Source organism: uncultured Luteimonas sp., from assembly GCF_947492465.1.
Classification (GTDB): domain Bacteria; phylum Pseudomonadota; class Gammaproteobacteria; order Xanthomonadales; family Xanthomonadaceae; genus Luteimonas.
The window spans coordinates 31,573-45,719 of record NZ_CANLNF010000011.1 but is presented as its reverse complement, the minus strand read 5'-3'; the positions used below and the strand labels follow the sequence as shown (position 1 = coordinate 45,719).

Here is a 14,147-nt window from a genome sequence, read left to right as displayed (position 1 = left end):
TGCGTGCCGATCACGCGCAGGACCCGGGACAATCGGTCCTGGTGGAGGGTACGAAAACGCGCGGATCGCATCCTGTGGAAGGCGGCCCGGACCCCCAGTCCTGGTCACGCTGCAGCAGCGTGCACTGCGCCTTCCTTGTGGTGATGCGTTGCGCCGCGTATCCCGTTCCCGGGGAGCGGGCCCTGCGCGCCAACCCTCGCCGCGGCTCCGACGCTGGTCGACGAGCGACTGCGACGGAGCACGTCGTCCGTGCGCGCTCAGCGCGTCGCCGGCACCCCTTCGTTTCCCTGGTCCTGGCCAGCCACGGGCGCAGCGGCAGGCAGCGAGACGGTGGCGCGCAGGCCGCCGAGGGCAGGCGAGGTATCGAGCAGGATCGTTCCGCCATGCAGGTCCAGCACCTGGCGAACGATCGACAGTCCCAGTCCGCTGCCCAGCACGCCGGTGCCCAGCTCGCGGTGGAAACGTTCGAACACCCGTTCGCGCGCGTCCTCCGGTATCCCCGGCCCGCTGTCCTCCACCACCAGCAGTGCACGATCGCCGTCGCGGAGCGTGCGGACACGCACCGTGCCGCCGTCCGGCGCGTAGCGGCAGGCATTGTCGAGCAGGTTGCCGACGAGCGCATCGAGCGCCGCCTCGTCGCCGGTCACCTCGCAGTTCGCGTCGTCGAGTTCGATCGCCAGGCCGCGTCCGCCATCGAGCGCGCGGCGCTCGTCCACGTGCGCCTGGGCCAGTGCCTGCAGATCGACGCGGCGTGGGGCGCGCCCGGGCACGCCCGGCTCCACGCGGCTGAGCTGCAGCAGCTGTTCGACCAGCCGCTCGACGCGCTGCACGGCCGCCTCGACCTGGCGCTGGATCGCCGCGCGCTCGACGGCGTCGCTGGTCCCGCGCAGGTTCTCGGCATGGACCCGCAGGGCGGCAACGGGCGTCCGCAGTTCGTGCGCAGCGTCCGCGGTGAAGCGTCGTTCGCGCTGGAACGCCGCATCCAGCCGCGCCAGCAGGCGGTTGATCGCAGCCACGAGTCCCTGCACCTCGCGTGGGACGCCATCGGCCTGCAGCGGCTCGAGCCGATCGAACGCGCGCACCTCCACCTCTCCCGACACGCGCTGCAATCCGCGCAGGCTCCAGCCGACCAGCGCCCAGATTAGGAGCGCCATCAACGGGATGGCGAGCAGCAGCGGGAGCAATGTGCCCTCCGCGATGTCGCCCGCCAGCTCGGCGCGGATGTCCGCCAGTTCGGCGGACTGGTACCAGCGTCCGCCGGGCGATCGCAGGGTGAAGCTGCGCCAGTGTTCGCCTCCGATCACCACGTCCGCGAAGCCCGGCTCGAGCGGCGCCAGCGCGGTATCCGGCCCGCTGTCGGACCGCAGCAGCAGGCGGCCGCCCGGGTCCCGCACCTGGAACGCCAGCTTGGTTTCGTAGGCGTGGCCCGTCGGAAACGCGAGCGCCTCGCCCACTCCTTGCGCCGCGCCCTGCCAGACCGCGACCACCAGCGGCTCGCCGGTATCGCCGCGATCGTCCAGCTCGCCGAGCGGCACGTCCACCAGGCTCATCAACACGCGCGAGGAATGCGCCAGCTTGGCGTCGAACATCTCGCCGGCTTCCTGCAGGCCGGCCAGGTAGCTGAAGGCGCCGGCAACCAGCATGACCAGCGACATGACGCCGATCAGCCCGACCAGCAGCAGGCGCCGGATCGAGGTCACGCGACGTCGGCGTCCGCGTCGTCGAGCGCGTAGCCCACGCCGCGTACCGTACGGATCAGGCCCGGATGCAGGCGCTTGCGAAGATGGTGGACGAGCACGTCGACGGCGTTGCTGGCGACATCCTCGTCCCATCCGTACAGCCGCTGCTGCGCGGTCTCGCGCGGGACGATGCGTCCCGGGCGCTCCATCAGCAGCCGCAGCAGCGCGACCTCGCGCCGCGGCAGGTCGACCACGCGACCGTGCCAGGTCACGGTGAGCGAGGCGGGGTCGAGTGCGAGTCCGCCGAAGGCGAGGGTCGGGCTGGCCTGGCCACTGCTGCGCCGGAGCAGCGCGCGCACGCGCGCCAGGAACTCGCCGCTGTCGAACGGCTTGCCGACGTAGTCGTCGGCGCCCAGGTCCAGGCCGAGCATGCGGTCGGCGGCGCGCTCGCGCGCGCTGAGGACCAGGATCGGGACCGTGGCGCCGGACTGCCGTGCCTCGCGGATGACATCCAGCCCGTCCTTGCGGGGCAGGCCGAGATCGAGCACCACCAGGTCGATGCCGCCGTCGCGGATCGCGGCCAGCGCGCTCGCGCCATCCTGGAGCCAGTCCACCGCATAGGCCGCGCGCCGCAAGGTGGTGCGCAGGCCTTCCCCCAGCGACGGATCGTCCTCGACCAGCAGTACGCGCATCGGCGCAGTCTGTGCCGCGGCTTAGCGGCGGGCAAGCCGCTCGCGGACCTCGGCCAGCTTGCGCGTGGCTTCGGCGCGGCGGCCGCGGTCGGCGACCTCGCGGCCGGGCCGCGCGGGCGCGGCCAGCGCCTTCTCGAACGCCGCCGCCGCACCGGCCCAGTCGCGCTGCTCGCGCAGGAAATCGCCGTGGAAGTAGTTCGCGTCGATGTCGTCCGGGCTGATCGCCAGCGCGCGTTCGAGGTGCTGGCGCGCCTTGGCCTCGTCGCCGAAGCCGATCGGCCATCCCGGTACCTGGTAGTACAGCGCACCGAGGCTGGTGTGCGCGGCGCCTTCGAGCGCGTCGGGATCGAGCCCGATCGCCGCCTCGAAGTCGCGGCGCGCCTGCTTGGCCAGCGACAGCGCGCCCAGACCGCCGCGCTCGCCGGCGAGGCTGGAGCGGACGATGCCATCCCAGATCAGTGCGTCGGCGTCCTTCGGGCGTTCTTCGACGAGCCTGGCCGACTGGCTGGCCAGCGATTCGAACGCCGATGCGCGCTGCGCCTTCGGGGTGACGTAGGCGACCTGCGCCCACTGGTCGCGGATCGCCACCACCGCGGGCGCCGGCGCGCCGCCGGCGGAGGCGATGACGGGCGCCAGCAGGCCCAATGCGAAGAAGGCGGCGACGATGCGGTTACGACGGAACGGGTTCATGGCGGGACTCCGGGGTGGCGTGGGATGGACCGCCGGCATGGCGCCGGATCAGCGGCAGCTGCCGCACCAGGCTGCGGTCGACGAGGGCAGGGAACAGGGCGTTGATGCGGGCGAACAGCGCCTCGGGCCAACCGAGCTGGCGGCGCCGGCTGCCGCGTTCGATCGCCCGGACGAGGACCTGGGCAACGCGCTCGGGGCGATCCACGCGCGTGCCCAGTTCACGGTTGAGCGCGTCCACCGCCGCACTGTTGAAGGGCGTGCGGGTTGCGCGCGGGGAGAGGTACTGGAAGCGCACCGGGCCGCCGGCGTGCTCGCGGGCGAGCGCCTCGAACAGCCCGCGCAGGCCGAACTTGCTGGCGCTGTAGGCCGCGAAGCCGGGAAAGGCGAGGCTGCCGAAGGTCGAGCCGACCGCGACCACGGCCGCGGCATCGTGCCGTCCGAGCATCGGCAGCGCCTCGCGCACCAGCTGCATCGGTGCGACCAGGTTGCTGCGCACCACCGCCTCGAGCAGTTCGTCGCCCTGTTCCTGCAGCAGGCCGAACGCCGCCTGGGCGTGGGCCAGTACCAGGACCGACGGCGCGGGTTCGAAGCTGCGCGCACGCTGCAGCAGGGCGTGGCGGTCGCCGGCACGGGTGATGTCGGCGGCAAAGGGTGTGACCGCGCCGGCCGGATGCCGCCGTGCCAGCGCGGTGAGCCGGCCGGCGTCGCGCGCAACCGCCAGCACCCGGGCGCCGCGCGCGAGCAGGGCATCGACCAGCGCCGCGCCGATGCCGCCGGTCGCACCGGTCACCAGCACGGTCCGGCCCTCCAGGTCCATCACGCCGCCTCCGCCTGGCGCGGCGCCAGGGCGGGCGCGGGCAGGGCACGGAAGATGTCGCCGTAGAGCACGTAGAAGCGGCGCGCGGCATGGATCACCGCGGCCTGGTCGGCGGGATCGTCGAGCCGGTCCATCAGCGATTCGAAGAAGCCCACGTGCTCGACGTCCAGGTCGCCGTGCGAGAGCAGGTAGCTGAAGGCGTTGCGCGGCAGTCCGAGCGAGGATTCGATGCTGGTGGCCGCGCGCGTGGCCAGCGCCGCGCTGGTGCCCTCGAGCACCAGCACCATGCCGAAGAAGCCGACCGGATTGCCGCGGGCGATGGTGTCGTAGGCGTAGCTGACCATCAGCTCGGTCGCCAGCAGCGGTTCCGACGCGGCCGCGGCGTCGCGGTCGGCGCCGCAGGCGGCAATGTCGTCCAGCACCCACTCCTGGTGCCCCATCTCCTCCTCGATGTACTCGCCGATCGCCGTTCGCAGCCATTCCAGCCGCGCCGGCAGCCGCGCGCCGCAGGCCATCAGCAGCGGCACCGTGTGGCGCACGTGGTGGTAGGCCTGGGTGAGGAAGGCGACGTAGGTCTCGCGCGCGATCGCGCCGGCGAGGGCCTGCTGGATGACAGGCAGGGTGACCAGGCCGGCGCGCGCGTCGGCGGTCTGGTCGAGCAGTCGGGCGTGGAAACTCATGCGGGCAACTCCTGTGCGGGAAGCGGGAACGGGGCGTCGGACGCGTCGCCGTACACGCGGGCGATGGCATCGGCGTAGGCATGGGCGATCGCGTCGCGGCGCGGGCGTCCGTTGTCGGTGAGCAGGTCGTCGGCGGCCGAGAACGGACGCGCGGCGCGGACCACGTGCGCCACCTGTGCGTAGTCGGGCAGGCCCGCGTTGACCGCGGACAGCGCGCGCGCCACCGCGGCGTCGTCGACATCGGGATCGCGCAGCCAGGAGACGGCGACGTTGAACGGCCGTGCCTCGCCCATCACCACCGCCTGCGCGAACAGCGGATGCTGGGTGAGTTCGCTCTCGACCCATTCGGGCGAGACGTTGCGGCCGTAGGCGGTAATGAACATGTGCTTGCGACGGCCGGTGACGTGCACGTAGCCGTCGTCGTCGATGTGGCCCAGGTCGCCGGTCGCGATCGGACCGGGGGGTGGTGCGTCCTCGCCGAGGTAGGCGATGCAGCGCACCCCCGTGACCTGCAGTTCGCCGTCCACGACCGAGACGCGCGCATGCGGCAGTGGCCGCCCGACGCTGCCCGGGCGCGTCGCGCCGGGCCGGTTCAGCGCCACCACCGAGACGCATTCGCTCAGGCCGTAGCCCTCGAACACCGGCAGCCCGACCGCCGCCGCGCGGGCCAGCAGCCGCGCCCCGACCCGGCCACCGCCGACCGCGACAAAGCGCAACGAGGACGGCAGGGCCAGACCCTGTTCCGCTGCCGTCACCAGCGCCAGCAGCAACTGCGGGAACACGATGGCGCTGTGCGGTGCGTAGCGGTGCAGGCACGCGAGCAGGCGCGGCACGTCCAGACCTGCCGCTCCGCTGTAGCCGATCCGGGCCAGCGACGGCACGGCGATGTCGGCTCCCGACGCCAGTGCGCCATGGAGCCCGGCAATCTGTTCGAGCAGGGTCGACAGCGGCATCAGACACAGGTGCCGGCGCGGTGCCAGCGGGGCCGACGCCTCGACCAGCGCCGACGCCACCGTTCGCATCGCATGCGCGCCGACGCACACGCCCTTGGGCTGTCCGGTGGTGCCGGAGGTGAAGGTGATGCAGGCGGTGCCCGGCGGGATCGTCGCGCCCCGCCCGGGCAGGATCCGCGCCTGCAGCCCCGCCACCAGCGGCGCGGTATCGGCACGCTGCGCGCCCGCGCCGGCGTCGAGCACGCACAGGTCCGCGCCGCTGCGCGCCATGGCGTGGGCGGCCTGGGCCGCGCTGAAGAACGTCGGGATCGGCACGTGGACCGCGCCCAGCGCGTTGAGCGCAAGATCGAGCGCCAGCCAGTCCGGACCGTTGTCGAGCCGGCTGGCGACCACCCGCGCGCCTCGCGCGTCCAATGCGCCGGCGATCGCCAGCGCCCGTGCACGCAGCGCGGGTCCGCCAAGCGCGACCTCGTCGCCGAGCACGCGCATCGGCGAGTTCGCCAGCGCGTCGAGCAGGTCCGTGTCGCCGCTCATGCCAGCGCTTCCGCGGTGGCGCCGGGACACCCGGACGGGCGCGGTGCCGTCCGGCCACGCGCCTGCAGGAACGCACGACCGGCGGCCAGGTCGCCGAACAGCACCTTCGGCTGTACCTCGTAGTAGCGGCCCCAGTCGCTTGGATCGTCCCGCAGCCGGGCGCGCTCCGCGTCGGCCAGCACCACCGTGTCCAGGTGCAGGCGATCGAAGGCGTTGCGCACCTGCCGCGTGGCGGTGAAGAGCACCCAGTGCAGGCCGGCGGCATGCAGTGCCTCGGTCAGGTGCTCGATCAGCGCGCGCGCATCGCCGCCGCGCAGTGCGGCCAGGTTGCCGACCTCGACCAGTTGCGAGCGGGACGCGACCCGGCGACCGTGCCGGGCGATCGCCGCCTCGGCCGGCAGGTCCAGGTACTGCTCGAGGAACAGCGGGCCCTCGTCGCCGGTGCGCAGGCCGACGGCCGCCCGCAGCCGGTCGCTGTGGTCCCGGAACGCGAGCAGGTGCGGCAGGAAGCTGCGCAGCTGCGCGTCGTAGCGGGCACGGTAGACGTGGGCGATGAAGCTCTCGACCTCCGCGCGGCGCGCATCGCCGGCGTCGACGCGTTCGCATCGGATCCAGGGGCGGGAGGTCTCGCGGAATGCCGGTCTGTCCATGCGCGGCATGCTGGTGCCGCACGATTACCCGACGATTAGCTGATTGTTAGGGGCGCGTTGGTCGCCGGCCGCGTCCGCCGCGCATCCTTTGCATGTGCGGCTGGGTCACGCGGGCGTTATCGGCGATCCGCCAGCAGTCGCTTGAGGCGCGGCCCCGGCCTGGCGAACTTCACCCGTTGTTCGTCGAAAGCCTCGGGATCGAAGCGGCCGCGCTGCCCTTTCTGGCTGCTTGCCCAGGCGTGCAACGACGCATGGTCCGGGTCGGCGGGGTCGGCCAGGGTGGCCAGCAGGTCTTGGTAACCGCCGGGTCCGCCGCAGTCGTCGGGCGGAGCGGAACGCTCGCCGGCAACGCAGCGCGGATAGCGCCTGCCCGGTGCCGGCTCGAGGATGTCCTCGAGCACGACCCGGTGCTCCCAGCTATCGCCGAAATCGTACGCGTACTCCAGCGCAGGGTCGGCGAGGGTCAGTACGTCCGCCACGCGGTGCTCCCAACCGGGTCGGAGCAGGCCGTCGCCGGCCTCGTCCAGCGGGATGCCAAAGCGCAGGTCGTTGCCGCCGTCGCCGCCACGGCGGAACTCATGCAGGTGGGAGTCGTTCCAGGCGAACGCGCTCTGGATGGCGACGTGCAGATCCCAGAACGTGCAGTCGCCAGGCATCTGGATGCGGCGCCAGATCAGCGGCTCGATGTGCAGCAGCTCGATACGTAGCTGAAGGATCGACATGGCGCTTTGGGCTACCAACGATCCGGCCCAACCGCCCGAATGGCATCGGCACAGCCGCGGCACAGATCTGTCACAGGGGGATTTGGCGCGCCTGGAGGGATTCGAACCCCCGGCTTCGGAAATCTGACACGAACGTCAGCCTAGATCAACGTTAGTTGACGTTGAGCGAACTTAGTGGATCACTAACTAACTGAAAACAAAAGACAAATAAATATAGATTGTGCTTATGAATCGTCTAGTGACGTCGCCTGAGAGCATTTGACGTCACGTAAGCAGTCGAACGATTATTGGCACATCGCTAGCTGCCGTCGTGAGTACAGGCCATCTCCTCCGTCCGACCTGCAGGCTCACAGAAAGGCAAGGCGCATCTGGCTGGGATCCCGGTGCCGCTGCCAGCCTGGGAGGTACCACTGACCTCGCGCATCGTGAGGTTGCTGGCGAGTCCCCCCAAGGACTCCCACCACCATTTCCGACAGGTCCGCGGGTACAGCTGTACGTACGGACCCACGCTCATTGTCGGTAGCGAGCGCCGGATGGTGACCCAAGGTCTGGAGAAGGCCTATCCCTTGGCGACCGCGCTGCTGCGTCTTGAACCCACTGAGCCCCTGCAGCGCACTTTTGGCTGGTTGATGTTCGAACTCCACCTTGCCGGCAGCGGGAAGCTTGCGGAACAGATCTCCAGCTGGCTTCGCGGCCTGGAGAGGAATGACCTCGCGCTCACGTTGGGGGACGTGGATGGCTTGCGGGCGCTGAACAACAAGGTCGACAGCCTTCTGGCGGAGCTGAAGCCCGGGCAGAGGCTCGCCAATCACAAGACGTTCCAAGACGTCTGGCAGGACGAGCTTGGCGCGAAGGTGGCGACCCTGATGCGCCGCACCCCGCGGGCCGACGACGATGGGGAAGAAGACCTGCCACTGAGCATCGGGCTCTTGGACCCGATCAGCGCCCCTCCCGCCGCAGATCCAGCCGAGCCGGACGACGAGCCGGTTGAGGTTCTCGAGCCATGGCGCGGCCCTGCGAAACTGGGCAGCCTGATCCAACGGAGAGTCAAGGCACTGGCTCGTGAGCTGGGCGCACGGGGCGCCGCGGAGCTGCGCCGCGACCCCGACTCCATCATTCCGAGCTTTGTGGCTAAGGAACTGTGGGAGCGCACGGCTTCCGAATGCGCGAAGGCGGTTTCGGGCGCCAGTCGCGAGTCCTTGGAAGGTCATCTGCTGCATCTCCTGGCCATAGAGACAGGTCTCGCTCCGAAGGAGGGGAACCTGCTGGTTTTCGCTTCCACCACGGACGGCGTGATGCTCGCCATCGATCTGGATCTGGGCGTCTTGCGTCGCCCTGAGCTGCGGCCACCCAGTGCCTTCTCACCGGGTCCAGATGACCAGGATCTCTGGGCAGAGGTCGGTGGAGACATCCTCTTGCCGCTGTCTACCAGACTGCAGACGCTGCTCCGCATGTCCCAGCAAGCGCGAGGCGAGGATGCGGACCGGCACGGCGGACTTTTTCTGCCAGACGAGTCGAATTCCTTACGCCAGATCCGCGACAGCCTTGCCGAGGTTTGGCCGCAAGGCGGGATCACGCCGTTCGCCTACCGTCGACGCCTGGTGGCTGGTCTGGCGGCCTCGCTCGGGGCTGACGCCGCGCAACTGACGTTCGGTGAGACGTTCGGCGCAAGCGCCGCCCCCGTGTACTACGCCGGACACCGTTCCGAGACGATCGCCGTTCATGTCGCGGAAATGAACTCCCAGGTCACGGGAACCCAAGCTGCTGCCCGTCGGCTCGCGCTGCCGGATTACAGGCTCGGGAGCCGAGCACGACCGGTCAGCAATCCCTTCAGTGAAGCTTGGGAAATGTTGGGGTCACAAAGCCGGCGGTCTCGTGGCCGCCCCAAGGCGAGTACGCTTCTGGCAGAACTGGGGGCAGAGCGGGACATGCTGGCGGTCGCCTTCGCCTTGTGTACTGGACACCGCCCAACCATCCAGTTGGGTGGGCTGGGAATTGCCGACCTGTTCCCGGTTGCAGGCATGGCCCTCATTCGGGACAAGCAAACCGATCCTTCGCGGCTGACGCGCCTAGTGGCAACCGGGAAACGGTTCATGGGCGCGGTGGAACGGTACATTGGCAGCCTCAAGCGCATTCGCAAGGATTTCTCCCTGAAGGAGGCGCACGGAGCCGTCGACGGACTGCTTCGCTCAGAGCTGCCGCTGTTTACCGGGATCCGGGACGATGGAAGCCCCGAGCCGCTCGATGTGGCGGCACTGTTTCGCAAGCTTCCGCCGCCGTGGTCGATCCGCCACAACCTCCACCGTCACGCCCTCAATGAGGCGCTCACCCTGGCAGGGGTGGATCCGGAGCTGCGCTACTTCCAAATGGGCTGGGTTGCGACGGACTCTCACGCCGTCTCAGACTTTGCTCCTTATCCGCCTCTCTCGCTAGGTCCTGCGCTTGGCTCGGTGATCGACTCTTGGCTCGAATCCATGGGCTGGCTCGGAGGCCCTGAGGCGAGGGATCCTCTGTCGATCCACGCTGCACTGAGGCTCCAGTCCCACGAAGAAACGCAACGGCTTCATCTTGACGAGCATCGGAAGCAGCACAGCCAGTTACGCGAAGGTCTCCTGGAGCGGCGGGGGACGATACTTCCCCGGGTGACCGAGAAGCTCGCGGCTACCCTGGAAAAAGAGGAGGCCGGCCTCGCGCTCAGGCGTCACACGATAGGCGGCAGTGTCAGCCTGGTCCGAGTTAGTGAAGGTTCGGAGCTGACCGTGACCGAGGACCTCGTCGAGGCTGTTCTTGGTGGATTCAAAGCCAGCGAGCCAGTAGAGGCCCACCTGGCCGCGCAACTCCTCGACACACTTCTAAGGCGCGCGGCGAAGGCGGGAGTGTGCAAGGTCCACTACTTGCCGAAGCTCGTCAGGCTTACGACGTCGGGGCAACCAAGTCCGTTCATCCCCGGAATTGGCGTGGCGGTCACCCATGCACAGTTGCTCCGGGAACGGCTCGCGGGACTTGCCGCATCCTTGGCGGACGAGCCCATTGAGCGCCAGGCCGAGACGCTGGCCGTGATCACGCTCCTGGCGATTGCCAGTCATACCCATCACAGGTCGCTTGACAGCGCGCTGGCTGTGCTTGCGAAGCTCCGTGCAGCCGAACGAAGCGCCAGCCGGCCTTGGGTGCTACGGATCCCGCTCGCGTCCGGGCATGCGGCAGTGGGAGGTGTGGTGGCAATACTCCAGAACAGGGTATCCATCACGTCGGGCGCGGATGCCGCAATTGCAGAGCTGGTGGCGAACAAAGGATCGAATGTCGGAGCGTTCCTTAAGGAACGTCTTCCGGAACTGTGTGGGCAGTTCTCCCCCAGGCAGGCGGTGGACCGAATGTTCGAAACACTCCATGTCGCTGCTTTTGCGGAACTCGATGGACCTCAGCGCATCCTCCTCGACGGCGCGGTCGCTCCAGCCACTGTCACCGCTCAACGGGCAGCTTCAGCGGATGACGGCTTCAGCATCACGGACCGGAACGCATCCGACGAGGAACGGCCGGACGACGACGAAGAAGAAGCGCTGGTCACGCAACCAGCCGCCAATCCTCCCGGCAGGCCGCGACTGGAGACAAGACGCAAGCTCGAACATCTGATGAAGGGCTTTGATCCGGACTACACGGGAGCTATTGATGGCGCGCCCGCTCGCCCGCCCGGCCCCCGGCGTCAGCAACTGCGCAAGGCGGTCAAGCATGAACTTGCGAACCTGGCCCCAATGCCAACTTTGTTGCGATTGATCCTGGAGTTTGCGATTCACCTGCTGGACGAACGCAAAGGCGCCCGGGGCGTTGGACTCGCACTCGATACCATCTATGGCAAGTACAACTACGTCACCAGGGCGCTCCGAGCTCTACCTGTGACCCAAAGCATGTCGGACCTGACGGAGGATGAGCTCACCGCGCACATCGTCGTGGCCGTGGAGCCCGAGAGAGCTGAGGTTCGTGCGGACTTGCTCGCCGCGGCAGCGGACTTCCTGCGATTCGCATCGTTGCGACACGGTGTCGCCCTCCCGAACCTGACGTCCGTTCAGGCCCTTGCCGGCGAAGGTCGAATTCGGGGGTCGGATCCTGCCGTGCTGAACGACCAGGAGGCAAAGCGCATCATCTCCGAGCTCTTCAGCAATCAACAGGACTCGGAGGGAGCGCCGCGGGACACGGCTGAGCAGCGCTTCCGCCAAGCGCAGCTTGGGACTGCCTTGATGCTGGAGGCCTCGGGAGTCAGGCCCAGATCCGTTTACGGACTCACGCTGGCCGACGTCCATCTGTCGAGCTCCGGCGACTTCATCCACCTCAAGTCGCGGGGACCCTTCGCCTCGGTGAAGACAAACACCTCTTTGGGTTTCATTCCTCTGGAGGGGAGGCTCTGGCAGGAACATCGGGACTGGTTTGCAGGTTGGTACGATGGGCTTCGGAGAACCAGCCCTCCCTCTGCGTGGGGACAGATTCCACTGTTCCAGCAGCCTACCTCGCCGCTTGGCGTTCGCTACCCCCTGTCACGGATCACGGAAAGGATAGCGGCGCTCGTGAAGTGGTCGGCGCGAGATGGTGCTGGTCGGAGCTACTGGTTCAGGAAGCGCCGGTTGCAGAAGCGTCATGACGGCGTGCGCCGGCAGCAAGAGCCGAGGGCCAGGGACGTCGGTCGCATCACCCGGATCTCCGGGCATATCCTGATGACGACCCCTATTGCCTCATACCTGGGTGATCCCACGACATATCTCGACGTCATTGGCCGGGGTGAACTCGCGCCGACCAGGCGCGATCTGGCGGCCTACGCTGGTGTCAGTGTCAATCAGCTTGATCAGCGTTGGCACAGGTGGGCCAGGCAGCGGAGCGCAGAGCTGACGCCAGAACTGCGTGTGGCTGCCGCGTTGGCATCTCCTCAGAACAACTGGCAGGAATCCAGTCCGGCACCCTTGGCGCCGTATCGGCCATTCAAGTCGGCGCTTGTCTGCGCGAGCGTTGCAAGGGCGCTTCCCGCCCTGATGGAGGGAGACCATACGCCCGACCAGCTTTCCCGCATCGCGGACGAATTGGGATTGGCGGTGCCAGTCGCCGAGGCGCTGAAGAAGGCGACCGGGACGCTGTGCGGGCGCACGGGGACCACCCTGTCAGGAGGACGCGCTGACCTGAGAGAACCCCGCTGGGGCAACGGAACCCGTGCAATCAAGTCGTTGCTTGATGAACCAGACAATCGGCTTTCGTCTTTTGCGCGTAGGTGGGTAGAGTCGGCATTGCAGGAGAGAGGCGAGCGGAGCTGCGTTTTCGAGGACCGAAGCGACGCCGAGGGACTGCGAAGCGTACTGGGGGCGCGGGGCATTGACGCTGAAGTGCGACTCACAAAGCAGGGTCTCGCCATTGCGGTGCCGGTGAGCGGGGGCGCCACCACTTATGGCGGGATCCAGGCCTTGCGCTGGGTTCTGAGCGTGGCTTGGATCACTTGGTACGCCATGGAGCTCTTGGCTGAAAATGGTCGCCCCCTAGCGCTGGCTGACCCGTATTTGGCGGTGCAACCAAGCCGTTCTTGCGCGTAGTTGCGGCCGGCGATGCTGGGACGGACATTTTTGCCGCGCAACCGATGCGATAACAGACGGGGTTGCGGTCAAGCGACGTAGATACAAGCCTTTAGGCTCCTAGGGAAGACGGACAACCTAGGAGACACGATCCAATGCCCGACCCTTCCACGAACCAGCCCGAGCGCCTCGGAACCTTCGCCGTTTCCTCGTTGAAAATGGATAGCGACCGGCTGGGCAGAATTGGAATTGAAATTGTAGTTTCCGCTCTCGCAGAGGGTTTGCGCGATAGCGGCGCGAAGCAGGTGGGCTTCCAAGTCCTTTCGGAACTTGTCCTCGCTTCGCCTGGCGGTTGCCAGATCGACTGTCAGTGGAATGTCGTGGAGCAGCTCGCACTGCTCTCACCGACTGGCGACCCCCGACTTGATTGGCTGAGTGTGTACACGGAGGAGGTAGAGCTCATTCGCGCGAATGCCCAGCAGCCGACGCCGAAACTTGCCGGCGAGCTCGGGCTCAGCTCGAAGCACTTGGCGTTTCACGAAGCGCTCGCACAGATCAATGGCGCGGGGTACACGGTGGCGCTTCTTCTGCGCGGCATGGACCAAACGCATAGGCTACCTCTGCTCACTCCCGCCGAACTCAGCGTGTTGCGTGCTGGGAAGGAGAAGGTCAAGGTGGTCGACAACATGCTCTTGGCAGTTGGTGGCGACAAGGGCAACGTCCTGATCTATGTCAAAGGACATAATCGACCAATCTTTCTGGAGGGTGGAGACGAAGACGCCCTGCACGAGCTGAGAAAGAAGGGTGTGCGGGTTCGCGGCACGCTGGATGAGCGAGACGGAAAGGAATTCTTGATGAATGCCGCATTCACCCTGTTGGAAGTACAGCGCTCGCTACTTTGACGGCGAATGATTAATCGTTTCAAGCTTGCATCTATCGAAAGTTTCGGAGGGAGTCCTACATTCGCTAGTCAGTACGAACCGCGCGACTGTTGAAGGCGTTCGGATCGGCCTGCTGCCATCCGGAGGCGCGGAAAGGTGATTACTGAAGACTAACTGCTTCGCCACTTTGTCTTCGTGCCTGTTGAGTCGAGGTGGCCGCGCTTCCGCCGGTCGGCGCGCATGCTCTGCGGCCCTCATTCGGCGCCCTGTTCTCGCCCGCCTACGCCTGGGCGAGCGTGCTGCTGA

At 67.8% G+C, this 14,147-nt stretch carries 10 protein-coding genes; 2 read left to right on the top strand and 8 right to left on the bottom strand.

Annotated elements, in window-relative coordinates; all coding sequences use genetic code 11:
- Positions 1-257: 257 nt before the first annotated feature.
- From Q0863_RS17095 to Q0863_RS17060, 8 genes are all read right to left on the bottom strand, one after another.
- A complete protein-coding gene (locus tag Q0863_RS17095) occupies positions 258-1,679 on the bottom strand; it encodes an ATP-binding protein (protein ID WP_298581354.1) in 1,422 nt (473 codons plus the stop codon).
- A 17-nt stretch (positions 1,680-1,696) separates the two neighbouring features.
- Positions 1,697-2,371, bottom strand: a complete 675-nt coding sequence (locus Q0863_RS17090; protein WP_298581301.1) for a response regulator transcription factor — start codon at positions 2,369-2,371, stop codon at positions 1,697-1,699.
- Positions 2,372-2,392: 21 nt separating this feature from the next.
- Complete coding sequence (locus Q0863_RS17085) at positions 2,393-3,061, bottom strand: hypothetical protein (protein WP_298581299.1); 669 nt, start codon at positions 3,059-3,061, stop codon at positions 2,393-2,395.
- Positions 3,042-3,878, bottom strand: coding sequence for an SDR family oxidoreductase (locus Q0863_RS17080; protein WP_298581297.1), 837 nt, complete (start codon positions 3,876-3,878; stop codon positions 3,042-3,044). The genes Q0863_RS17085 and Q0863_RS17080 overlap by 20 nt, the downstream gene beginning before the upstream one ends.
- On the bottom strand, positions 3,878-4,558 hold the full coding sequence (locus Q0863_RS17075) for an iron-containing redox enzyme family protein (RefSeq protein ID WP_298581295.1): 681 nt from the start codon (positions 4,556-4,558) through the stop codon (positions 3,878-3,880). Before Q0863_RS17075 ends, Q0863_RS17080 begins: the two co-directional genes overlap by 1 nt.
- Positions 4,555-6,045 (bottom strand): AMP-binding protein, encoded by a 1,491-nt coding sequence (locus Q0863_RS17070; RefSeq protein ID WP_298581293.1) that lies wholly within the window; start codon positions 6,043-6,045, stop codon positions 4,555-4,557. The genes Q0863_RS17075 and Q0863_RS17070 overlap by 4 nt, the downstream gene beginning before the upstream one ends.
- A complete protein-coding gene (locus Q0863_RS17065; protein WP_298581291.1) occupies positions 6,042-6,695 on the bottom strand; it encodes a thermostable hemolysin in 654 nt (217 codons plus the stop codon). The genes Q0863_RS17070 and Q0863_RS17065 overlap by 4 nt, the downstream gene beginning before the upstream one ends.
- Positions 6,696-6,811: 116 nt before the next feature.
- Positions 6,812-7,417: a plasmid pRiA4b ORF-3 family protein gene (locus tag Q0863_RS17060; protein WP_298581290.1), complete on the bottom strand. Its 606-nt coding sequence runs from the start codon at positions 7,415-7,417 to the stop codon at positions 6,812-6,814.
- A gap of 533 nt (positions 7,418-7,950) precedes the next feature.
- Here Q0863_RS17060 and Q0863_RS17055 point away from each other — a divergent pair.
- Positions 7,951-12,981, top strand: coding sequence for a hypothetical protein (locus Q0863_RS17055; RefSeq protein WP_298581288.1), 5,031 nt, complete (start codon positions 7,951-7,953; stop codon positions 12,979-12,981).
- Between the two features lie 134 nt (positions 12,982-13,115).
- A complete protein-coding gene (locus Q0863_RS17050; RefSeq protein ID WP_298581286.1) occupies positions 13,116-13,862 on the top strand; it encodes a hypothetical protein in 747 nt (248 codons plus the stop codon).
- Positions 13,863-14,147: the final 285 nt, after the last annotated feature.